The 22,134-nt window shown below is 45.4% G+C and carries 18 protein-coding genes and 4 tRNA genes; 20 read left to right on the top strand and 2 right to left on the bottom strand.

All coding sequences use genetic code 11. From position 1 onward, the window contains the following. Positions 1-295 precede the first annotated feature (295 nt). The 11 genes from G517_RS0106670 to G517_RS18095 all read left to right on the top strand — a co-directional run bounded on the left by G517_RS0106670 (position 296) and on the right by G517_RS18095 (position 12,857). Positions 296-2,194: a propionyl-CoA synthetase gene (locus tag G517_RS0106670; RefSeq protein WP_028303759.1), complete on the top strand. Its 1,899-nt coding sequence runs from the start codon at positions 296-298 to the stop codon at positions 2,192-2,194. Between the two features lie 500 nt (positions 2,195-2,694). Then, complete coding sequence (locus G517_RS0106665) at positions 2,695-3,450, top strand: ABC transporter ATP-binding protein (protein WP_028303758.1); 756 nt, start codon at positions 2,695-2,697, stop codon at positions 3,448-3,450. Further along, positions 3,447-4,166 carry an ABC transporter ATP-binding protein gene (locus G517_RS0106660; RefSeq protein WP_028303757.1) on the top strand — a complete coding sequence of 240 codons (720 nt, stop codon included), beginning with the start codon at positions 3,447-3,449 and terminating at the stop codon, positions 4,164-4,166. Before G517_RS0106665 ends, G517_RS0106660 begins: the two co-directional genes overlap by 4 nt. A gap of 130 nt (positions 4,167-4,296) precedes the next feature. Next, on the top strand, positions 4,297-5,514 hold the full coding sequence (locus G517_RS0106655; protein ID WP_028303756.1) for an ABC transporter substrate-binding protein: 1,218 nt from the start codon (positions 4,297-4,299) through the stop codon (positions 5,512-5,514). A gap of 181 nt (positions 5,515-5,695) precedes the next feature. Further along, entirely contained in the window at positions 5,696-6,583 is an 888-nt protein-coding gene (locus G517_RS0106650) for a branched-chain amino acid ABC transporter permease (RefSeq protein WP_028303755.1), read from the top strand. 2 nt (positions 6,584-6,585) lie between these two features. Next, positions 6,586-7,557 (top strand): branched-chain amino acid ABC transporter permease, encoded by a 972-nt coding sequence (locus G517_RS0106645; RefSeq protein ID WP_036590677.1) that lies wholly within the window; start codon positions 6,586-6,588, stop codon positions 7,555-7,557. Positions 7,558-7,695: 138 nt separating this feature from the next. Continuing rightward, the gene (locus G517_RS0106640) at positions 7,696-8,496 is read left to right on the top strand and encodes a crotonase/enoyl-CoA hydratase family protein (protein WP_028303753.1); all 801 of its coding nucleotides are present in this window, start codon (positions 7,696-7,698) and stop codon (positions 8,494-8,496) included. A 173-nt stretch (positions 8,497-8,669) separates the two neighbouring features. Then, positions 8,670-10,289 carry a GGDEF domain-containing protein gene (locus tag G517_RS20020; protein WP_028303752.1) on the top strand — a complete coding sequence of 540 codons (1,620 nt, stop codon included), beginning with the start codon at positions 8,670-8,672 and terminating at the stop codon, positions 10,287-10,289. Between the two features lie 175 nt (positions 10,290-10,464). Then, positions 10,465-11,268 (top strand): polyphosphate kinase 2, encoded by an 804-nt coding sequence (ppk2, locus tag G517_RS0106630; protein WP_028303751.1) that lies wholly within the window; start codon positions 10,465-10,467, stop codon positions 11,266-11,268. Positions 11,269-11,364: 96 nt separating this feature from the next. Beyond that, entirely contained in the window at positions 11,365-11,646 is a 282-nt protein-coding gene (gene ppnP / locus G517_RS0106625) for a pyrimidine/purine nucleoside phosphorylase (protein ID WP_028303750.1), read from the top strand. 113 nt (positions 11,647-11,759) lie between these two features. Continuing rightward, positions 11,760-12,857 carry a transglycosylase SLT domain-containing protein gene (locus tag G517_RS18095; RefSeq protein ID WP_051206178.1) on the top strand — a complete coding sequence of 366 codons (1,098 nt, stop codon included), beginning with the start codon at positions 11,760-11,762 and terminating at the stop codon, positions 12,855-12,857. A 26-nt stretch (positions 12,858-12,883) separates the two neighbouring features. On the opposite strand, the gene ppsR is transcribed toward G517_RS18095, so the two are convergent. Beyond that, positions 12,884-13,711: a posphoenolpyruvate synthetase regulatory kinase/phosphorylase PpsR gene (gene ppsR / locus G517_RS0106615; protein ID WP_028303749.1), complete on the bottom strand. Its 828-nt coding sequence runs from the start codon at positions 13,709-13,711 to the stop codon at positions 12,884-12,886. A gap of 94 nt (positions 13,712-13,805) precedes the next feature. Here ppsR and ppsA point away from each other — a divergent pair, with 94 nt between their 5' ends. The 5 genes from ppsA (at position 13,806) to G517_RS0106590 (ending at position 20,241) form a co-directional block, all read left to right on the top strand. Beyond that, on the top strand, positions 13,806-16,178 hold the full coding sequence (gene ppsA, locus G517_RS0106610) for a phosphoenolpyruvate synthase (protein ID WP_028303748.1): 2,373 nt from the start codon (positions 13,806-13,808) through the stop codon (positions 16,176-16,178). A gap of 237 nt (positions 16,179-16,415) precedes the next feature. Beyond that, positions 16,416-16,895 (top strand): DUF3015 family protein, encoded by a 480-nt coding sequence (locus tag G517_RS0106605; protein ID WP_028303747.1) that lies wholly within the window; start codon positions 16,416-16,418, stop codon positions 16,893-16,895. A gap of 142 nt (positions 16,896-17,037) precedes the next feature. Beyond that, positions 17,038-18,906 carry an Lnb N-terminal periplasmic domain-containing protein gene (locus tag G517_RS0106600; RefSeq protein WP_157833166.1) on the top strand — a complete coding sequence of 623 codons (1,869 nt, stop codon included), beginning with the start codon at positions 17,038-17,040 and terminating at the stop codon, positions 18,904-18,906. Next, on the top strand, positions 18,887-19,753 hold the full coding sequence (locus G517_RS18090) for an alpha/beta hydrolase (RefSeq protein ID WP_051206177.1): 867 nt from the start codon (positions 18,887-18,889) through the stop codon (positions 19,751-19,753). Before G517_RS0106600 ends, G517_RS18090 begins: the two co-directional genes overlap by 20 nt. Positions 19,754-19,884: 131 nt before the next feature. Further along, entirely contained in the window at positions 19,885-20,241 is a 357-nt protein-coding gene (locus G517_RS0106590; RefSeq protein ID WP_028303745.1) for a RidA family protein, read from the top strand. Positions 20,242-20,337: 96 nt separating this feature from the next. On the opposite strand, the gene folD is transcribed toward G517_RS0106590, so the two are convergent. Next, positions 20,338-21,195 (bottom strand): bifunctional methylenetetrahydrofolate dehydrogenase/methenyltetrahydrofolate cyclohydrolase FolD, encoded by an 858-nt coding sequence (folD, locus tag G517_RS0106585; RefSeq protein ID WP_028303744.1) that lies wholly within the window; start codon positions 21,193-21,195, stop codon positions 20,338-20,340. 221 nt (positions 21,196-21,416) lie between these two features. Between folD and G517_RS0106580 the strand changes: the two genes are divergently transcribed. The 4 genes from G517_RS0106580 (at position 21,417) to G517_RS0106560 (ending at position 21,968) form a co-directional block, all read left to right on the top strand. After that, a tRNA-Pro gene (locus G517_RS0106580) sits at positions 21,417-21,493 on the top strand. Positions 21,494-21,509: 16 nt separating this feature from the next. Next, positions 21,510-21,586 (top strand) — tRNA-Arg (locus G517_RS0106575). A 79-nt stretch (positions 21,587-21,665) separates the two neighbouring features. Beyond that, a tRNA-His gene (locus G517_RS0106570) sits at positions 21,666-21,741 on the top strand. 151 nt (positions 21,742-21,892) lie between these two features. After that, positions 21,893-21,968, top strand: a tRNA-His gene (locus G517_RS0106560). Positions 21,969-22,134 lie beyond the last annotated feature (166 nt).

The following is a 22,134-nucleotide window of genomic DNA, read 5'->3' as shown; positions in this document are numbered from 1 at the left end:
ATGACTAATACTGAATTGGAATGTGACTAAAGATACGGTGCAGAGTTTTTTTGTACCTGATAGGGTGTTTTTGAGGGTTCAAGCAACTTGATGGTTAAATAATCGGTAGTTTGAACCATCGCCCGAGCTGACCGTCACTGTTTTATTAAAAACATTATTAATAAAAATAAATAAGCGCTATTTCAAGTAAAACAGTAAACACTGGAATATCGGTTTCATTTGATGTTTCAGTCGTACTTGCCGCTATTTTTAGCAACATTTATTTGCAACAACAATAACAAAATGGAAGGCCGATATGAGTTATGCAAGTGAATATCAGCGTTCGCTGAATGAACCAGAAGCGTTCTGGAAGGATCAGGCGGATCAAATTGCTTGGTTTAAAAAACCAGAAACAATTTTAGAAACCCTGGACGACGGTACTCACCGTTGGTTTGGTGATGGAGAGCTTAACAGCAGCTACTTGGCTCTTGATTATCAGATTGAGCAGGGTCGAGGTGAGCAGACTGCGCTTATTTATGATTCCCCTGCTACAAACAGTAAAAAACAGTTTACCTATAATGAACTTCGCGATCAGGTTGCGCAGTTTGCAGGCGCTTTAACCAGTTTAGGGGTTAGTAAAGGCGACGGCGTTATCATTTATATGCCAATGGTACCCGAAGCTGGTATTGCGATGCTGGCCTGCGCTCGTATTGGTGCTGTTCATTCCGTTGTATTTGGCGGTTTTGCCCCCCATGAGCTAGCGATTCGTATCAATGATGCGAAGCCAAAAGTTGTTTTAACCGCGTCCTGCGGTATCGAATTTACTAAAGTGATTGAATATAAGCCGTTAGTGGATGAAGCACTGAATCAGGCTGAGCATAAACCAGAGAAAGTTGTGGTGCTGCAACGGCCTCAGGCAAAAGCAGAGATGCAGGCAGGGCGCGATCTGGATTGGTATGAGCTGTTTGAGCAATCATCACCGGTGGGTTGTACGCCGATGAAGAGCACCGATCCTCTGTATATTATGTATACCTCGGGTACGACGGGCAAACCTAAAGGTATTGTACGAGATAACGGCGGCCATGCGGTGGCCCTGTATTATGCCCTGCGCAATATTTATAACATGCAGGCCGGTGATGTCTGGATGGGTTGCTCTGATGTGGGTTGGGTTGTGGGGCACTCGTTTATTATGTACGGCCCATTAATGGGCGGTTGTACCACGGTCTTTCTTGAAGGCAAGCCGGTTCGTACACCGGATGCAGGTACATTCTGGCGTGTTGTTGAAGAACATAAAGTCAATGGTATGTTTGCTGCGCCAACAGCTTTTCGTGCGATTCGTAAAGAAGATCCTGAGGGTAAGCTGTTCCGTAAATATGATGTTTCCTCTCTTAAGCATATCTTTGTTGCCGGTGAGAAGCTGGACTCTCCTACCTATCATTGGTTGCATGAGATCTCACAAAAACCTATTTACGACCACTGGTGGCAAACCGAAACAGGTTGGCCGGTAACGGCTCCTGCTACCGCTCTAGGTGCGACGGATATCCGTGTGGGATCAACCAACCGTGCCGTTGCAGGTTATAACGTGCAGGTATTAGACCCAATGGGGCACCAGTTGGGGGCGAATGAAAATGGTGGTATCGCCATTAAATTGCCGTTACCTCCGGGTTGTGCGCAAACGCTTTGGAACGATCATGGTCGCTACCTAACCTCTTATTTAGGTGACTATCCCGGTTATTACCATACGGGTGATGGTGGTTATATTGATGAGAACGGCTTTGTTTACATTATGGGCCGCACGGATGATGTGATTAACGTTTCTGGCCACCGGTTATCGACGGGTGAAATGGAAGAGTTGGTGGCTAAGCATCCAGCGGTTGCTGAGTGTGCTGTGATTGGTGTTCATGAAGCTCTGAAAGGGCAGGTGCCCGTCGGGTTGATACTGCTAAAAGATGGTGTTGATATTGAAGAAGAGCAGCTTGAAAAAGAGCTCGTCGCCATGATTCGTGAACAGATCGGTGCTATTGCCTGTTTCCAGAGAGCTTTGGTTGTTGATCGCTTACCTAAGACCCGTTCTGGCAAAATTCTACGGGCGGTGTTGCGTAAAATTGCTAATGGTGAGCAGTATGTTATGCCTTCAACGATCGACGATGAGTCCATCTTGCCAGAAATAACAGAAAAAATGGTACAGGAAGGTTTAACTTCAACGGCAGGTTAATAGCATTTGTAGTGTTAATTTAGCGTCATAACCGGAACGGTCCATCTTTAGAGGTTCGGATTGATACAATATCGATAATCTAAGCTCTAGGAGGGCCGTTCATTCCTATATTGCTCTTATGATGACTTATTTTTGAGTGATTTTTTATAACCAATTGATTAATAATGGTTTTTTATTATTTTTCTAGATGACTGGCTAGTCTCTTTTTTGCAACAAATGACTGTGGATAGTCACATGTTTTAAACATTATTAGTCATTAGTCTAATAGTTTGAAAAAGGGATTGTAGGGTCTTTTTAAACCCTATATGTTACGTTTACGTAAAGGTTATTTAAAAGACCTTCGTTGACCTGACTAGAATACTTCTGAGTGCTCTTTTCTGGCGGTAAAAAAATAACAACACCAGAACAGACAGATAAATTCAGATCGACATAAAACAATAACAATACAATTTATGGAATGTAGAGCGAGTTGTTCGCATTCCGGCTACGAGGACTTTGGAATGAGCCAAGATTTTGTGCTAGAAACCCAAGGCTTGATCAAAGAGTTTAAAGGGTTCACCGCAGTTGACGATGTTAACCTTCAAGTCCAGCGCGGACATATACATGCTTTGATCGGCCCTAATGGCGCAGGCAAGACAACGTGTTTCAACCTGTTGACTAAGTTTCTAACGCCAACTCATGGAAAGATTCTGCTTAACGGCACGGATATTACCCGCCAATCCCCTACCGATATTGCCAAAATGGGCATGGTTCGATCGTTTCAAATTTCTGCGGTATTTCCACACTTAACAGTGATGGACAATGTTCGCATCGCATTACAGCGCCAACTGGGTACGTCGTTCCATTTTTGGAAATCTGATCGCACTTTAAATGTGCTTAACGACAGAGCCATGGAGCTATTAGAAGAAGTTGATCTCGCTCAATGGGCCGATACCATCACCGTTGAGATGCCTTATGGTCGTAAACGAGCTCTTGAACTGGCGACAACGCTTGCCCTTGAGCCAGAGTTAATGTTGCTTGATGAGCCGACCCAAGGCATGGGCCATGAAGATGTTGAGCGTGTGATGCATCTGATTAAAAAAGTGTCTGCAGGTCGTACTATCTTAATGGTTGAGCATAACCTGCATGTTGTTTCCAGTCTTTGTGATCGTATTACCGTTCTTCAGCGCGGTGCGGTGCTGACAGAGGGGCCTTATGATGAAGTTTCTCAGAATGCACAGGTACGCGAAGCTTACATGGGGAGTGAAGCCGCATGAGTGAGCAAAAAAGAGATGTAGAGCAGTTACGTGTATCGGATCTGCACGCCTTTTATGGTGAATCCCATATTCTTCATGGCATAGATATGAAGGTAAATCGAGGCGAGCTGGTCACGTTGCTAGGACGTAATGGTTCGGGCCGGTCTACCACGCTGAAGTCAATCATGAATATGGTTGGTAAGCGTACCGGTTCTATTATGGTTAATGGTAATGAGACAGTAGGGATGCCCGCACACCAGATTGCGCATCTGGGTGTCGGCTTTTGCCCTGAAGAGCGGGGCATCTTCTCAAGCTTAAATGTAGAAGAAAACCTGATGCTACCACCAACGGTTCGCAGTGGTGGTATGTCTCTGGATGAAATTTATGAGATGTTCCCGAATCTTTATGAGCGCCGAATGAGCCCTGGTACTCGTTTGTCCGGTGGTGAACAGCAAATGTTGGCTATGGCGCGTATCTTGCGTACAGGCGCTAACCTGTTGTTACTGGATGAAATTACCGAAGGGTTAGCCCCTGTTATCGTTCAAACCCTTGGCGAAGTGTTGCTTAAGCTGAAAGCTAAAGGACTGACGATTGTCTTGGTTGAGCAAAACTTCCGCTTTGCTGCACCTTTGGCTGATCGTCACTATTTAATGGAGCATGGCTCGATCGTTGAAGAGATCGCAAGCCATGAACTCGAAGAGAAAATGGATCTGCTAAATACTTATTTAGGCGTTTAAAACGGTTTTTAATAAGAGCTTGCAGTTAATAAGAATAATAAATATCGAATAGGTTTGTAACAAACCTTGGTTTTTGAACCAACCCTAAAACCACAACAACAATAACAACGCGAAAGCGATGGAGTGGACTATGAAAATGCTGAAAAAACTGATGTGCAGCGCAATTGTATCGGCCACGGCGGCCTCAACTGCAGCATACGCGGATATTTCTGATAATGAAGTACGTATTGGCTATCTAGCGGATATGTCGGGTACTTATTCTGCCCTTGCAGGCCCTGGTGGTTTGGAAGCGGCTAAAATGGCTATTGAAGACTTTGGTGGTACCGTAAACGGTAAAAAAATCACTATTGTCAGCGCTGATGATCAGAACAAACCTGATATCGGTGCCAACAAAGTTCGCCAGTGGATTGATGTTAACAATGTTGACATGGTTGCGGGCATGGTCTCATCGGCGGTAACGATTGCTGTAAATAAGGTTGTTGAATCTAAAGATAAAATCTCTTTGGTTTCAGGGTCTGCTTCTTCTTCAATCACCAACCAATACTGTACCCCTAACTCTGTTCACTACGTTTATGACACTTATGCACTTGCTCACGGTACTGGTGAAGCGGTTGTAAAAGAAGGTGGTGATAGCTGGTTCTTCCTAACCGCTGATTATGCCTTTGGTCACTCTATGGAAGCCGATGTAACCGAAGTGGTTAAAGAGAGCGGTGGTAAAATTGTCGGTGGTGTTCGTCACCCTCTATCTACTAATGATTTCTCCTCATTTATTCTTCAGGCTCAAGCGTCTGGTGCAAAAATTGTTGGCTTGGCTAATGCCGGTGCTGATACTACAAACTCTTTGAAAACCGCTAAAGAGTTTGGTGTAGTGCAAGCGGGTCAGAAAATTGCAGGCCTGTTAATCTTCCTGAACGATGTTCACAGTTTAGGTCTTGAAACAACTCAAGGCCTTCAGCTAACGACTGGTTACTACTGGGATCGTACGCCAGAGACCCGTGCATGGTCTAAGCGCTACTTTGACCGCACAGGCAAAATGCCAACAATGGTACAAGCGGGTATCTACTCTTCTGTTGATCATTACCTAAAAGCAATTCAAACCGTAAAAACCGATGCGGCTTCTGCTGTAATGGCTGAAATGAAGAAAGCACCGATCAATGATTTCTTTGCTCAGAATGGTCAGATTCGTGATGACGGTCGTATGATCCACGATATGTATCTTGCTGAAGTTAAGAAACCTTCTGAATCAACCGGTGAATGGGATTTGTACAAAATTCTACGTACTATTCCAGCGGATAAAGCATTCCGCCCTTTGTCTGAATCTAAGTGCAAACTGGTTGCAGGCCGTTAATTTAGCCTGAAACCTTGTTAGATGTACCGGGCTTTGTGCCCGGTACACTCAAGCGTTCATCTGCTTGGGTGTGAGACAGCGTTACCGGTGTTACATCTTTATTTTCAGTATTTAAACAATAAGAATAACGACACCTGTGTTTTAAGGTGGCGCCTTTTCCAGAGCGTTAAAGGGTTTTGTTATGGCAGAGTTACTTGGTTTTCCGCCGCAGGTTCTATTTGGACAGTTGCTAATCGGCCTAATTAATGGGTCTTTCTATGCGCTGCTGAGCCTGGGTCTGGCTATTATTTTTGGTTTATTAAACATCATTAACTTCGCTCACGGTGCTCAGTACATGCTGGGTGCATTCGTGGCATGGTTAGGGCTTAAATTTTTAGGTGTTAATTACTGGGCCGCCCTAGTGTTAGCTCCTGTGGTGGTTGCAGCAATAGGCATCGTCATTGAGAAAACGATGCTGCGTCGTCTCTACAAAGAAGATCATCTGTATGGATTGTTACTTACCTTTGGTTTGGCACTGATTATTGAAGGGTCTTTTACTCACTTCTTTGGTGTTTCAGGTCAGCCATACTCTGTGCCGGCTGCATTGAGCGGTGGTAATAATCTAGGCTTTATGTTCCTGCCAACGTACCGGGCATGGATTATTGTTGCCTCTCTTATCATCTGTTTTGGTACTTGGTACATGATCGAGCGGACTAAGCTGGGTGCTTATCTGCGAGCGGGTACAGAGAACCCTCAGTTACTGCAGGCCTTTGGGATTAATGTTCCTCTGCTTATTACGCTTACTTACGGCTACGGTGTTGCTCTAGCAGCCTTTGCTGGAGTGCTAGCGGCTCCTATTTATTCGGTAAGCCCTGTGATGGGTTCAAATCTACTTATCGTTGTATTTGCGGTAGTTGTTATTGGTGGTATGGGCTCCATTGCGGGTGCCATTGTCACGGGTCTTCTAATGGGTTTGATTGAAGGTCTTACGAAAGTCTTTTACCCAGAAGCGTCTACAACAGTGATCTTTTTAGTGATGATTATTGTGCTCTTGATTCGCCCTGCTGGACTGTTCGGTAAGGAGGCTTAACCATGACGACTCAAGCTTTAAAAAGTGCTACGAAGGGCAAAACAATGAATAAAACAAAACTGTCTTTTCTTGTACTTCTGTTGATTGGTTTGGTGGCACCCTATGCCATTTACCCTGTCTTTTTGATGAAGTTACTTTGTTTCTCTCTGTTTGCCTGCGCCTTTAACTTGATGTTGGGCTATGGCGGCTTACTCTCTTTTGGACATGCGGCGTTTCTGGCGACAGGTGGGTACATTACTGGCCATACGATAATGCAGTGGGGACTAACCCCAGAGCTAGGTGTTCTGTTCGGTACGCTTTGCGCTGCGGCAATGGGCTTTCTCTTTGGGAAGTTAGCGATCCGCCGACAAGGTATCTACTTCGCGATGATCACTTTGGCGTTATCGCAGCTTGTGTTCTTCCTTTATGTTCAAGCTCCGTTTACCGGTGGTGAGAATGGCCTTCAGGGGATTCCCCGTGGCAAGTTGTTTGGTCTATTCAGCTTGGAAGACAATTTACCAATGTACTACTTCGTCTTGGCTGTCTTTGTGATTGGTTTTGCGATTATCTATCGTACTATTCACTCACCGTTTGGTCAGATTCTTAAGGCGATTCGTGAGAATGAACCAAGAGCGGTTTCTCTTGGCTATGATGTGACTAAGTTTAAACTGGTTGCTTTTGTAATCTCTGCAGGCCTTGCAGGTCTTGCGGGTTCGACTAAGAGCTTGGTTTTCCAGTTAGCTTCTTTGACCGATGCCCATTGGCATATGTCCGGTGAAGTGATCCTGATGACACTGCTTGGTGGCGTGGGTACCATTTTTGGTCCTATCGTTGGTGCTGCAACCGTTGTTACTTTGCAAAACTACCTGTCACAGGGGCCGCTATCTTCTTGGGTTCCGGTTATTCTCGGCCTTATTTTTGTTATCTGTGTACTCTTGTTCCGCAGTGGTATTGTGGGCGAGATCCAGAAGTTTATGAAGAAAAACTTTAACTGAGTTCACTTTAGCTTTTCGTATTGCACTGTTTTATAAGAATTTTTATATGATAAGTGCCTGTAGGCCTGCAGATTTCATGCAGGCTTTTTTTTGCTTTACGCTGCGGATAAAATTGCGTGCTGGTAATGGAGAGATTGGATGTCTGATATTCTACTTTATAAACAGAAAGGGGCGGTGGTTACCCTAACGATCAATCAAGATGAGACTCGCAACGCTATCTCATCGGATGAAATGATTGATGCTTTTGACAGCGCAGCAAAGCGCATTAATCGTGATGATTCGGTTTCGGTGGTTATTTTGACAGGCGCAGGCAAGGCCTTTTCATCGGGCGGCAATGTTAAGGATATGAAAGACAAAGCCGGTATGTTTGGTGGCTCCCCGGTTGAGTTAAGGGAGGGATATCGTCGTGGTATTCAGCGTATTCCTCTCGCGATGAATAATTTAGAGGTACCTCTGATTGCCGCTGTTAATGGCCCTGCGATTGGTGCAGGATGTGACTTAGCGATGATGTGTGATATTCGTATCGCATCAACAAAGGCCAAGTTTGCGGAAAGCTTTGCCAAAATAGGCATTATTCCTGGTGATGGTGGTGCATGGTTTTTACCCCGTGCAATAGGTATGTCTCGAGCCTGTGAAATGGCGTTTACCGGTGAAGCGGTTGATGCCAGTACGGCTCTAAGTTGGGGAATGGTTTCTCAAGTGGTAGAGCCTGAAGATTTAATGGCTGCGGCAGAAACAATGGCGAGTCGTATTGCAGTAAACCCACCGAGAGCGCTAAGGATGACTAAAAAATTGCTCAAAGAAGGACAGCGTGTTTCTTTGGAAACGCTACTTGAGTTGTCAGCTTCGATGCAGGCGTTAGCTCATCATACTTCGGATCATACCGAAGCGGTGTCTGCGATGCTGGAGAAGCGAGCGCCTGAATTCAAAGGAATGTAAAATTACGTTACGCTTTGTTCTACGGGTAACAATTCTTTCGACGCTAAATTTTTTTTAGAGGTTAAATACTGTTAACGTGTGTTCTTTTTAACGCTTGGATTTGTGATAATCTTTGCTGTTAAATATTGATCCTAAGATCTCCTAGGCCATTTGGCCTGATTGCTGGCTGCTTAATGAAAGAACAATCCACACGTTATTGGACATTTCTGATTGTGTTACTTGGTGTCTCTTTATCCTTAGGGGCTGCTCGGTTGATGCAGTTGTCTGAACAAGAACAGCTGCAAAATGGATTTGAAAAAGCGGTCTCCGATCGAGCTTCTGTCTTTGGGCGGGAGCTTAATGGGACATTAGAGACTCTTTACACGCTTCGCACGCTGTTTATTCCTCAAGTAATCCCTAAATCCGATGACTTTGACTATGTGGCTCGTACTAGCCGTCATCGTCATAAAGATATCGTTGCTTTATATTGGGTGTCCGAAATTGATGCCCAGAAGCGGGCTTTATTTGAACGGGATGTTCAACGGGTAAATGGCTCGTCTCAGTTTCAGGTTTTGCAGCAAGATGAACAAGGACTATTACATCCTTCAGCTCAGGCAAAGGGCCTGCAACGGCCTTTAGTCTATTATCATGGCGGGATGGCTCAAGCACTACCCGTCGGAATTGACCTTAAAAATAACCCCTCTATTGAAGACCTATTGAATGAGGCCAAAGCGAGTGGTCGCTTGGTACTGTCCTCAGGACATATTGATCTGCAAGATCGTTTTGTTAAAAAAGTAGCTTATCAAACCTCCTTGGTTCATGCGGCGCTTGCGATTCCGTTAAGAGGCTATCCCAGTAAAGTGGCCGGTTATATCGTTGCTACTATCAATCTTGAGGTCTCATTTAAAGATGCTCTGCGGCAGCTACGAGTGGCGGGCATTGATATGAAGTTGTGGGACCAAACCGGTAGGCAGTCTCCCGTTTTGCTTCATCACCATATCAGCCGAACACGCCTTGATGTGGATGCCTCGCGCTCAATTTTGACATCCGTATACCCCGCAGGTAACCGTGAGTGGTTCTTAGAAGGTATTCCTAGTTATTATTATTTTAATAATAGAGCCACCTGGTTACCTCAGCTGGTATTTCTCATAGGCTTGTCAGTGACAGGGTTTTTGATCTTTGCTTTTAGGAGTATGGCCAGTAAAAATGCTCGGATGCGACAGGAGTCATCCCAGCTGATGAGCTCTAATCAAGAGTTAGCGGTAATCTCCCGTACCGATGCTTTAACTGGCGTCGCCAACAGACGCTATTTTGATGAAACCCTTGATAATGAATGGAAACGGGCATTACGGAACGGAACGCCGCTGACTCTTATTATGGTTGACGTTGATTGTTTTAAGCTTTTCAATGATTATTATGGGCATGTAGAGGGCGATGAGTGTATTTACACGGTGGCGCAAACATTGAAAGATATGATGTCTCGCCCGATGGATCTTGTGGCTCGCTATGGTGGTGAAGAGTTTACGATCTTGTTACCAGACACTAATGAACATGCGATCATTTTGGCGGAACAGTGTCGTAAGGCTATTGAGCAGCAGCATATTCCTCATGCAGCCTCAAAAGTTTCACCTTATGTCACTATCAGTATGGGTATCGCAACCCTTAAGCCTGAACAAAGTTTAGATGTATTGGAGTTGATACTCCAAGCTGATCGCGCCTTATATCGCGCGAAAGAAAAAGGGCGTAATCAAGTCGTGCAGGCAGAAATAAATGATGAGTCTAATATTGACTCTGTCGTGCCGCCCTTAACGTAACGCGCTTTTAATTGCTGAATACTGGTTTCCAGTCACCGGATTCTGTACTAGATCAATAGACATTCTATTGTTGCCATTGTTAACGCCTCATCGCTTGAGATTTTTTTGGGGCTGGTAGATAGTCCCTGTTTAACCTGTGATATAAATGCACTTTTAGCCAATTAAGGAAGAAATTATGGCCGAAGAAAAAATAGGTAATACGAAAAAAATTAGTAAGAAACTCTACGAGCAAGAGCTTGAGCGGCTACAAATTGAACTGGTTAAGTTACAAGAGTGGGTAAGACACACCGGTATGAAGGTGGTTGTGATCTTTGAAGGCCGAGATGCAGCCGGTAAAGGCGGTAGTATTAAGCGCATTACCGAAGCACTTAACCCTCGGGTTTGTCGTGTGGCCGCGTTGCCTGCACCGACAGAGCGTGAAAAAACGCAGTGGTATTTTCAGCGTTATGTTGAGCACCTTCCTAGTGCCGGTGAAATTGTCTTGTTTGACCGTAGTTGGTACAACCGTGCAGGGGTTGAGCGTGTGATGGGTTTTTGTTCTGATGATGAGTATCAAGAGTTTTTACGCTCATGCCCAGAGTTTGAACGCATGCTGGTACGTTCCGGTATTACTCTTGTTAAGTATTGGTTCTCTGTTTCTGATGATGAGCAAGAGCGTCGCTTTAAAGATCGAATTAATCGCCCTCACAAGCGTTGGAAGTTAAGCCCAATGGATCTGCAGTCTCGCACCCGCTGGGTTGAATATTCGAAAGCGAAGGATGCGATGTTTGTACATACCGATATCCCAGAAGCGCCTTGGTATGTCGTTGATGGTGAAGTTAAAAAGCGTGCGCGGCTTAATTCGATTAGCCACTTGTTAAGTTTGATTAACTACGAAGATTTAACGCCAGAGCCTATTGAGCTGCCAGAACGTCAAGCGGATACCGGTTATGTTCGCCCTCCACTGGATTCTCTCAACTTCGTTCCCGATATGTACTAGAATTGGGTCTGGCTTAATTTACGCCAAACAGAAACCCTATAATAGACATTCCATAACAGCCTCGGTTTGCCGAGGCTTTTTATACGAGAGAACTTTATGCTAGACGTTAATGCGTACTTTGATGATCAGGTTAAATCGATCGGTTTTGAGAACACTCAAGGCCAACTTACTGTTGGTGTTATGAATGCTGGTGAGTACACCTTTGGCACCCGTCAGCATGAAACAATGACCGTGGTCTCTGGCGCTTTAACGGCTAAACTGCCAGGCAGTGATACGTGGGTTACGTACAGTACGGGTGAGCGATTTGAGATCGATGCGAATCAAAGTTTTGATCTTAAAGTAACAGAACCAACGGCGTACCTGTGTCAGTATCGTTAGAGTCTCCCGTTAGACAGAGATAAATAGCCATTAAAGCCCGCTGCCGCGGGCTTTTTATTTTGCTACGGGCTTCTTTTGTAGCGAGCTGTTTTGACAATGAAGAGGAAAGTAATATGTTACGCCGACGATTTATTCAAGGGGTTGCAACAGGTGTTGCAGGTTTGTGGCTTCCTTCTGTCTATGGGCTAACATTTGATGAGTATAAAGCGCAGCAAAGTACTTCTTTTCAGGACTATAAAGCGCGTTTTAAAGCCGCAGAGTTGGTTTTTAGTAGCGAGATTAGACAGCATTGGATGACGGCAGAGCTAAGCTCTAGTTATCAGTTTGTGCAGTATTCAAATGATTTATGGCTTCGCTCTAAGGTGGATTTTGAAGCGGGCACGATCACTCTTGAGGCTCAAGGTAGCTCTCCGGCAGAATCAGGCAAAAAGATTAAACAGGCACTACAGGACTTGTTAGGTCTTGATACTCAGCAAGCTTATTCTAATGACCCTGTGCAGCAGTTGGTTGATCGTTCAGACGCCAAAGGCAATGCTAAAGTAGTCCCTAAGCAACCTGTAGTAGGAGATCTGTATCAGGGGGTTTCCGTTGCTGAGATTCTAGCCACCGCGAAGATAAGTATTGAGGAAGACCGTAAACCTGTTGCTAAAGTAGTGATCAAGCTTCCAGAGGGTAGTACGTCGAAAAAAGCATCGCAATATAAGGTAATGGTAGAAAAATATGCCGCTAAGGAAAAAATATCAGCAGCCTTAGTGATGGCGGTAATGCATACCGAAAGCTATTTTAACCCGATGGCTCGAAGCCATATCCCAGCGTTTGGTTTAATGCAGATCGTACCCGAAAGCGCAGGGCTGGATACAACGCAGTATTTATCCGGCAAAGCTAGAATTATGCGCGCAGCAGAGCTGTACCAGCCCGAAACCAATATCCAGTCCGGTGCGGCTTATTTACATTTATTGTACTACCGCTACTTGAGCCATATTGATGATCCTGTCAGTCGGCTTTATTGCACGATCGCAGCTTATAATACGGGGGCTGGGAATGTTGCTAGAAGCTTCACCGGTAGAACAAATGTTGGTCAAGCGGCGGTGATGATCAATCGATTGCAGCCTCAGCAAGTTTACACGCATCTACGCAAAAACTTACCCTACACCGAAACCCGTGATTATTTAGAAAAAGTGACAAATCGAATGGCGCTCTATACTGCCTAGAACGCTGTTCGTTAAAAAGAATGGCCTTACTTAGGCGCCGCCCTGCGCTCAAGCCCTGTTTCATCCATCATGCGCGTTGAAATCTCTTCGACAGAAAAGTGTGTTGAATTGATATAGGGAATACCAAAACGCTGATAGAGCATTTCTGCCTCTTCGACTTCCATTTTGCACTGCTTTAAAGAAGCGTAGCGACTATCAGGCTTTCGTTCATGACGAATATTAGCTAGACGCACAGGGTCAATGGTTAAGCCGAACAGTTTGTGTTTGTAATGGCGTACGGATTTTGGCAGTTCCCCGTACTCAAAATCATCATCCGTCAGCGGATAGTTTGCTGCCCGAATACCAAACTGAAGCGCCATATAAAGGCACGTTGGTGTTTTACCGCAGCGAGAAGGGCCTAGCAGGATGATATCAGCTTTGTCGTAATGGCGTGTGCGCCCACCATCATCGTTCTCAATGGCAAAGTGCACAGAATCGATTCTATCCTTGTAAACCTGATCATCTTCTCTGATGGAGTGAGACTTTCCAACGCTATAAGAGCTTGCAGAACCGAGCTCCTCTTCCAAGGGAGCTAAAAATGTTGAGAAAATATCTAATGTAAAAGCGTTAGCGCTTTCAAGAATCAAGCGGATATCATCGTTGACAATCGTATCAATGACGACCGGACGAATGCCATCGGTTTCGTAGACCTCATTAATAAAAGCCACAAGTTTGGCGGCTTTCTCCGTGGAGTCGACAAAAGGTTTAATAATATAGCTAAATTCGGTGTGCTCAAATTGGGCCAGAAGACTACGACCCAGGGCCTCGACAGTAATGCCGGTGCCGTCGGAAATAAAAAAGGCGGTACGTTTCATGATAAATCGCCTGCAACTTCATGGTATCATTAGGGAATTGTGGCTCTATTGTCGAATAATTCGTCTGAAAAGCAAGCTCAGGGGGAAATATAAGTTGAACGCATACATCGCGTGGTTTGATCAGCTTGGCATGAATGATGTTGAGCATGTCGGTGGAAAGAACGCCTCTTTAGGTGAAATGATTAGTAATCTGGCGGGAGCCGGTGTTTCTGTTCCGGGTGGCTTTGCTACGACGGCACAGGCTTATCGTGAATTTTTAAATTATGAAGGTCTGGCAGATCGCATAAACACAGAGTTGAATAAACTTGATGTTGATGATGTGAATGCCTTAACCAAAACCGGTGGCGAGATTCGGCGCTGGATCTTAGAAACACCATTTCCACCCGCTCTAGAAACGGCTTTAGAAGAAGCCTACTGTCAGCTACAAGATGGTAATGAGAATCTTAAAGTTGCAGTGCGGTCTTCCGCTACGGCAGAAGATTTGCCAGATGCCTCTTTTGCGGGACAGCAAGAAACCTTCCTAAATATTCAAGGGTTAGAGCATATTAAAACAGCGGTCAAAGAAGTGTTTGCCTCTCTGTTTAATGATCGCGCTATCTCCTATCGTGTACACCAAGGCTTTGATCACTCGTTAGTGGCGCTGTCTGCAGGCATTCAGAAAATGGTGCGCAGTGAGACAGGCTCCAGTGGTGTCATGTTTACGCTGGATACCGAATCTGGTTTCCGTGATGCGGCCTTTATTACGGCATCTTATGGCCTGGGTGAGACCGTCGTTCAGGGCGCTGTTAATCCCGACGAGTTTTATGTACATAAGCCAACGCTGGCTGCAGGTCGTTTTGCTGTTTTACGCCGTAATCTTGGTAGTAAAATGATCAAAATGGTTTATGGTGAAGCGGCTGAAACCGGTAAGTCTGTTGAAACTGTTGATGTAAGCGTCAAAGAGCGCAATCAATTCTGTATCAGCGATGAAGAAGTCATGGCTTTGGCTCGCCAAGCGGTGATTATTGAGCAGCATTATGGTCGTCCGATGGATATTGAGTGGGCTAAAGATGGTGATGATGGCCAGCTTTATATCGTTCAGGCGCGTCCTGAGACGGTTAAAAGTCGCGCTGATACGAATGTCATGGAGCGTTATCTGCTTAAAGAGCGCGGTGAAGTTCTGGTTGAAGGCCGCTCGATTGGTCAGCGCATCGGTAAAGGTGCTGTACGCATCATTATGGGCCCTGACGAAATGGATAAAGTTCAGGCAGGGGATATTCTGGTTACAGATATGACCGACCCTGATTGGGAACCCGTGATGAAACGTGCATCTGCTATTGTCACGAATCGCGGTGGCCGTACCTGCCATGCGGCTATTATCGCCCGTGAACTGGGTATTCCTGCGGTCGTTGGCTGCGGCGATGCCACAGAGCAATTAAAAGAAGGTCAGCTTGTTACGGTTTCTTGCGCAGAAGGTGATACAGGTTTCATCTACGAAGGAGAGCTGGACTTTGAACGCATGACCAACAATGTTGATTCCATGCCGGATATTCCGTTCAAAATCATGATGAACGTAGGTAATCCTGATCGCGCCTTTAGTTTTGCCAGCTTACCTAATGAAGGTATCGGCTTGGCGCGGCTAGAGTTTATTATCAATCGCATGATCGGCGTACACCCAAAAGCCCTGATGGATTTTGATACTCTGACGCCCGAGCTACAGCGCAGTATCTCTAAGCGTATTGCTGGGTATGCATCACCGGTTGATTTTTATGTTGATAAGCTGGTTGAAGGTATCTCTACGCTTGCTGCGGCTTTTTATCCGAAGAAAGTGATTGTGCGTCTGTCTGACTTTAAGTCAAACGAGTACGGTAACTTGATTGGCGGTAAATTGTATGAGCCTGCAGAAGAAAATCCGATGCTGGGCTTCCGTGGTGCGTCCCGCTATATTTCTGAATCTTTCCGCAGTTGCTTCGAACTAGAATGTCGAGCTTTGAAGAAAGTACGTGATGTCATGGGGCTGACCAATGTTGAGATTATGGTGCCATTTGTCCGCACCTTGGGCGAAGCTCGGGAAGTGATCGACTTGCTGGCAGCCAATGGGTTGAAGCGAGGCCAAAATGATCTGCGCGTGATCATGATGTGTGAATTACCGGCCAATGCTATTTTGGCGGATCAATTCTTGGACTACTTTGATGGCTTCTCTATTGGTTCCAATGATTTAACCCAGCTAACGTTGGGATTGGATCGTGACTCGGGTATTGTGGCGCATCTATTTGATGAGCGTAATCCTGCGGTTAAAGCTCTGTTGCATATGGCGATTAGCGCGTGTCGAAAAGCGGGCAAGTATGTTGGTATTTGTGGACAAGGCCCATCGGATCACCCTGATCTGGCAAAATGGCTGATGGAGGAAGGGATTGATAGTGTTTCTCTAAACCCAGACGCTGTTTTAGAAACTTGGTTTATGCTGGCTGGAAAAGATAGTAAGTAGTTATTGGTTTTTATACTCTATTAAAATAGACCTCTTTAATTGTTGTTAAATTAAAGAGGTTTTTAATATGCTTTTGTTTTACTTTTTTCTATCAATATCAATTAGATAGATATAAATGTAAAATCACTCTTTATCGATAGACAATTGTTAATAAAAAAAGTAACTTGTCGGCAGTCAGTCAGATTAGCTGCTGACGCCTTTCTTTTAAGATTGATATAACATTACAAGGACTTGTCCATGAAAAAGCTTATTGCAGGCGCAATTCTACTAACATCTTCTTCCATGGCATTTGCTGCTGGTAACCACGGCCCTGCAGGTTGTGGTTTAGGTTCTTCTGTACTTTTCCCAGATGCTTCCAAGTGGTATGAGCACGTTATGGCTGCAACCACTAACGGTACTTCTGGCAACCAAACATTTGGTATGACTTCTGGTACTCTAGGTTGTCAAGACGCTAACGGCCCTCTTGCAGGTGGCTTGGCTTTTATCGATAACAACATGGATCAACTAGCGATGGACGCTGCTAAAGGCGAAGGCGAGTCTTTGGCTGCTTTGGCTGAAGTAATGGGTATCGAATCTCAAGATACTGTTGCATTCAACCACGCTGTTCAGTCTAACTTTGATAGCATCTTCAATGCAGATGCAACATCAGGTTCTGCATACGAAGCTATGAAAGCTGTGATTGCTAAAGATGCTTCTCTTCAGAAGTACCTAGGCTAATCACTTAGTTTTAATAGTGTTATAAGAAGCGCGCCTAGGCGCGCTTTTTTATTGTCTGTTTATTGATAGCTTTTTATTAAAGTAAATATCTACTTATGGAGTGTCTGATTATATGCGCTGGTCAGGGATACTAGGCCTTGCTATGGCAGCGGCGACTGTTTCATTACCACTGGTTGCTTATGCAGAGACAAATGATCTGCCAGATACCAATAGATTGCAGGCGATTGCCGATCAAACCCAATGGGCTCACTTACTGCACTATCGTCCGCATCCTTACACTTTTCGTTATGAAAGCCAGAATGATAGCGCTGATTTTTTCCTCGCAGAGGAAGGTAAAACCAGTCTTCTTGCTGAGCTGACCGCAGATTTAACCGCGTTTATGCAAACGGGTATGGCAGATAATAGCTCTGCGCAATGCCAATTCCCTGCGCGCTATCAATGGGTAAAACAACAGCTGCCTGACATCGCGTTTGTGGATCAACCTTGTTCTGATTTTTCTCAATGGGAGAGTGAAATTGACGCCTCTTCACTGACATTGATCTTTCCGGCTGCCCATATTAATTCGCCATCGTCTATGTACGGTCATACCCTTGTTCGGATGGACCGTGAGGGCAAGTCGAGTAGTAAGCTTTTATCCTACAGTGTCAATTTTGCAGCCAATGCTGACCCCTCCGATAATGAACTTGTTTTTAGTTATAAAGGCTTGGCTGGTGGTTATCCGGGCGTTGTGTCCGTTATGCCGTATTATCAGAAAACGAATGAGTACCAACATTTAGAATATCGAGATATTTGGGAATATAACCTGAACCTAACAAAGCCAGAGGTGGATCAGTTTGTACGCCATGTTTGGGAAACCAAAGACACCTATTTCGATTACTACTTTTTTGATGAAAACTGCTCCTATCGTTTGCTGGCGCTATTGGATGCCAGCTCGGAGCGTTCAGATTTAGCCAAGCACTTTAAGTTTACAGCTGTGCCGGTTGATACGATTCGGGCGTTGGATGATGCGGGTCTGATTGATGATACGGAATATCGAGCCTCTGCCGCCTCTGGACTTGAATATAAGCGTCAACAGGTTTCTAGGCAGGTTCTTGATACGGCAAAATCGCTTATTGATAATGAGGTTGATGTTGAGCGTGCTCTGGCCGCGTTAACGGAGCAGGAGCAAGCTCAGGCCTTAGAGTTGGCCCATGCCTATGCTCGGTATTTAGCCATTAAGAAAAAGAAAGATAGCCCTGAACTAAGAGAGAGAACGATCAAAATTTTGTCGGCTCGCTCTAAGCGATCTATTGATGCTGGTTTTATCGAGCCTCCAACACCAGCTATTCGTGATGATCAAGGCCATTTAAGTTCTCGGCTGGGTGGTTGGGTTGGACAGGTTTCGGGCGATGGCCCTATTACAAAGTATGCTGATTTGAGCTTACGGCTGTCGTATCACGATATTATGGATCTGCCTGATGGTTATGTGCCTGGCTCCCAAATTCAGATGGGGCAATTTGATGCTCGTATCTGGGAAGATGGCGATATTCGGTTGCAACGCTTTACGCTAATTGATGTCCTATCGCTAAGTCATCAAACCTACTTCCAAAGCCCTATCGCTTGGGCGGTGACGACAGGGTTAGAGCGATCTCTGGGAGAGAATGCCGAGCTATATGCCTTTCTTAAAGTAGGGTTTGGTCAAGCGTATTTAACCGACTGGGGGCGTTTTTATGGTTTAGCGGATGTTCAGCTACTTGCCGATAATCAATTTGATAAAGGCTATCAGTTAAGCGTTGGGCCAAGAATCGGCTGGTTGCTGCAGAAGAGCTTGGTTCAAGCACAGATTGAAGCTAACTTCCAAGAGTTTAATGTAGGTGATAAAACTCAGCGCCGAAATATCTTGGCAGCGCTTGGCTATAAACTGGCAGATAATGTGCAGTTGCGTTTAAAAGCTCAGTTAAGCCAGTTTGAGCATGATGCATTAACGCTTGACCGTGAAGAGGTGTCTGCCGGTGTGCAGTGGTATTATTAAGCGGCCTCTGTCTAAGTTGATTGTACTTGTTGCGGCCTCTTTCCTGCTGGTGGGCTGCTCTAGTACGACATCTTTCTTTTTTTATCCTCAAACCCGCTGGGTATCAACGCCGGAAGACGTTGTCCAGCCCTACACTAATGTTATTCTTACGGCTCAAGACGGTACACGTTTGCATAGCTGGTGGCTTCCAGCGCAAGGCGAGGATAAAAAGATTGTTGTGTTGTACCTGCATGGTAATGCGCAAAATATCAGTACCCACAGCCATAGTATTTATTGGCTTGTGAAGCAGGGGATTAATGTTTTGGCGCTAGATTATCGAGGCTTTGGCGCGTCCCAAGGAGAGGCTTCATTGCCTGATATTTTTCAAGATATTGAATCGGCGACGATTTGGATTCGACAGCAGCATCCTAACAAGCGCTTGGTGATTTTAGGTCAGAGTATTGGTGCTGCCCTTGCCATCGACTTTACGGCTAAAGCTGCTGAGCGCTATCAGATCGAGGCACTGGTTCTGGACGCGCCTTTTGAAAGCTTTGCTGGGGTTGCTCGTGATGTTACCCGTCAGAATATGATTAGCATGCTACTGTATCCTTTTACGGTGCTGGTACCGGATACATGGGACCCTATTGATCGTATCGCTGAAATCAGCTTGCCGACGTTAATGATGCACAGTCCTGATGATGGTGTTGTCCCTTATCGGCATGGGCTGCAGCTGTTCCATAAGCTGCAAACAAATCCTAAGGCTCAGGGCTGCTGGATAACCAGTCGTGGTGCGCATATTGCTTCTTTTGCTTATGAAGATATTCGACTGGCAACGCTCCAGTTTATAGAAGAAAATAAATGTCATTAGTGTTTTAATAGCAAAAATATCTATATTGTAGCATGCTTGGTGGCGATAACGCCTAAAGGCTAAACTCTGGCCGATTTATTCTGCTAAAATAGCGGCTTAAATTTAACTCTTGTAAATAGTAGGGGCTGGAAATGTCTATTGAGCGTATTGAAGTCGGTCAGCGTATGAGCCGTATTGTAAAAAACAACGGTACAATTTACCTATGCGGTCAAGTTGCGGTGGACTCTAGTGCTGATATTAAAGAGCAGACGCGTACGACTCTTGAAAAAATCGAGACGCTGCTGGCTCAGGCAGGTTCCGATAAACATAATATGCTATCGGTGACGATTTATGTGCGTGATATGAAAGATTTTTCAGCGATGAATAAAATTTGGGATGCATGGGTTCCTGAAGGTGCAGCCCCGGCGCGTGCCTGTGTTGAAGCGCGTATGGCAAGCCCGGAATTACTGGTTGAAATGTCAGTGGTTGCCGCAGAAATTGTGGCGTAAGTCACGGTTTAAGGTCTGCTAAGAATAAGAACGACTAAAAAAAAAGGGGGGCTCGCATTGAGCACCCCTTTTTTGTTTTATTTTTTCTATACCACATTATACCGTGTCATGCATTTCTGTCGCTTGCAGTGTGTTTTCTAGCAGTGCAGCTCGGGTCATTGGGCCAACACCACCGGGAACAGGGGTGATCCAACCGGCTCGCTGAGATGCCGTTTCAAACTCAACATCACCGACAAGCTTGCCTGTCTCTAAGCGATTGATACCGACGTCAATAACAATAGCACCTTCTTTAACCCATTCGCCTTTTACTAAGCCGGGCTTACCAACAGCAACCACAAGAACATCCGCTTCAGAAACTTCTTTCTGCAGATCTTTGGTGAAACGGTGAGTAACCGTCACGGTGCAACCTGCCAGTAAAAGCTCAAGTGCCATCGGGCGACCTACGATATTGGACGCACCAACAATCGTTGCTTTCTTGCCATGCATATCTTCACCGGTGCTTGCCAGTAGGGTGATGATGCCCTTGGGTGTGCAAGGGCGTAATACAGGCAAGCGTTGCGCTAGGCGGCCAAGGTTATAGGGGTGGAAGCCGTCTACATCTTTGTTGGGTTGGATGCGTTCAAGAATAAGATCTGAGTCGAGATGCGCCGGTAACGGAAGTTGAACCAGGATGCCATCAACTTCTGCATTGGCATTTAAATCGTCGACCAGTTTAAGTAACTCATCTTGAGACGTTGTTGCAGGTAAGTCATAAGAGAAGGATTTAAAGCCTGCTTGTTCGCAATCTGCTTTCTTATTGCGTACATAGACTTCAGAGGCAGGGTCTTCGCCCACGAGGACAACGGCTAAGCCGGGAACGCGTTGACCGTTGTTAATGCGTTCATTAACTTTCTGAGTGATGTTGTCTCTAATGTTTTGCGCAATTTGTTTGCCATCAATGATTTTGGCGTTCATTGTCTAGGTGTGCTCCTGACCGTGCTATGTGACTGATAGGCCTATTTTCGCATGTTAGTCACCTTGGGGGAATATCCCTGTCTAATGTCTTGTATTTAAATGAAAAACTTAAATTTTTTTTGAAAATAGTATTGACGACTTAACTGGACGTATGTAGAATGCGCCCCATGTTGAGACAGGCACTGCTTGAAGCCGCTCACATATGTTAGTCGAAAGAAAATCGGGATATAGCGCAGTCTGGTAGCGCGCCTGCTTTGGGAGCAGGATGTCGGGGGTTCGAATCCCTCTATCCCGACCAATTCTGGACTTGTAACGCGCCTATAGCTCAATTGGATAGAGCAACGACCTTCTAAGCCGTAGGTTGCAGGTTCGAGTCCTGCTGGGCGCACCAGTGTTCGGCTTTCAAAGTTTTAACTGGGTAGCCAGTATCGTTATTAAATTTTTAACGTTCTGAATATTTAGTTTCGGCGGTGAGCGTAGCTCAGTTGGTAGAGCCCCGGATTGTGATTCCGGTTGTCGTGGGTTCGAGCCCCATCGTTCACCCCAGTTTGATTGATGTTTGTTAGTAATAAGTGGTTTATGTTTGTTATAGCGCAGTCTGGTAGCGCGCCTGCTTTGGGAGCAGGATGTCGGGGGTTCGAATCCCTCTATCCCGACCATCTCCTTCTCATTTATGCATCTGCATAGATGAATTGTGGTGAGCGTAGCTCAGTTGGTAGAGCCCCGGATTGTGATTCCGGTTGTCGTGGGTTCGAGCCCCATCGTTCACCCCAGTTTGATTGATGTTTGTTAGTAATAAGTGGTTTATGCTTCCGGCAACGCAGTCTGGTAGCGCGCCTGCTTTGGGAGCAGGATGTCGGGGGTTCGAATCCCTCTATCCCGACCATCTCTTTCTGTTGGTCTTGCTCCTTCTTTGTTTTTGCCTTCCTTTGATTTTTC

This window comes from Oceanospirillum maris DSM 6286 (genome assembly GCF_000422865.1).
In the GTDB taxonomy this organism is placed as follows: domain Bacteria; phylum Pseudomonadota; class Gammaproteobacteria; order Pseudomonadales; family Halomonadaceae; genus Oceanospirillum; species Oceanospirillum maris.
Note: the sequence above shows the minus strand (reverse complement) of the source record. Positions and strands in the feature narration are given on the sequence as shown.

What these genes read in the sequence shown, in the direction of transcription:
- ppsR (WP_028303749.1), bottom strand. Translation starts at nt 13,711, where the DNA reads ATGAAACGTACCGCCTTTTTTATTTCCGACGGCACCGGCATTACTGTC.
- G517_RS0106645 (WP_036590677.1), top strand. Translation starts at nt 6,586, where the DNA reads ATGACGACTCAAGCTTTAAAAAGTGCTACGAAGGGCAAAACAATGAAT.
- G517_RS18095 (WP_051206178.1), top strand. Translation starts at nt 11,760, where the DNA reads ATGTTACGCCGACGATTTATTCAAGGGGTTGCAACAGGTGTTGCAGGT.
- G517_RS0106600 (WP_157833166.1), top strand. Translation starts at nt 17,038, where the DNA reads ATGGCAGCGGCGACTGTTTCATTACCACTGGTTGCTTATGCAGAGACA.
- G517_RS0106670 (WP_028303759.1), top strand. Translation starts at nt 296, where the DNA reads ATGAGTTATGCAAGTGAATATCAGCGTTCGCTGAATGAACCAGAAGCG.
- G517_RS0106655 (WP_028303756.1), top strand. Translation starts at nt 4,297, where the DNA reads ATGAAAATGCTGAAAAAACTGATGTGCAGCGCAATTGTATCGGCCACG.
- ppnP (WP_028303750.1), top strand. Translation starts at nt 11,365, where the DNA reads ATGCTAGACGTTAATGCGTACTTTGATGATCAGGTTAAATCGATCGGT.
- G517_RS0106660 (WP_028303757.1), top strand. Translation starts at nt 3,447, where the DNA reads ATGAGTGAGCAAAAAAGAGATGTAGAGCAGTTACGTGTATCGGATCTG.
- G517_RS0106650 (WP_028303755.1), top strand. Translation starts at nt 5,696, where the DNA reads ATGGCAGAGTTACTTGGTTTTCCGCCGCAGGTTCTATTTGGACAGTTG.
- G517_RS0106590 (WP_028303745.1), top strand. Translation starts at nt 19,885, where the DNA reads ATGTCTATTGAGCGTATTGAAGTCGGTCAGCGTATGAGCCGTATTGTA.
- ppk2 (WP_028303751.1), top strand. Translation starts at nt 10,465, where the DNA reads ATGGCCGAAGAAAAAATAGGTAATACGAAAAAAATTAGTAAGAAACTC.
- G517_RS0106605 (WP_028303747.1), top strand. Translation starts at nt 16,416, where the DNA reads ATGAAAAAGCTTATTGCAGGCGCAATTCTACTAACATCTTCTTCCATG.
- folD (WP_028303744.1), bottom strand. Translation starts at nt 21,195, where the DNA reads ATGAACGCCAAAATCATTGATGGCAAACAAATTGCGCAAAACATTAGA.
- G517_RS20020 (WP_028303752.1), top strand. Translation starts at nt 8,670, where the DNA reads ATGAAAGAACAATCCACACGTTATTGGACATTTCTGATTGTGTTACTT.
- G517_RS0106665 (WP_028303758.1), top strand. Translation starts at nt 2,695, where the DNA reads ATGAGCCAAGATTTTGTGCTAGAAACCCAAGGCTTGATCAAAGAGTTT.
- G517_RS0106640 (WP_028303753.1), top strand. Translation starts at nt 7,696, where the DNA reads ATGTCTGATATTCTACTTTATAAACAGAAAGGGGCGGTGGTTACCCTA.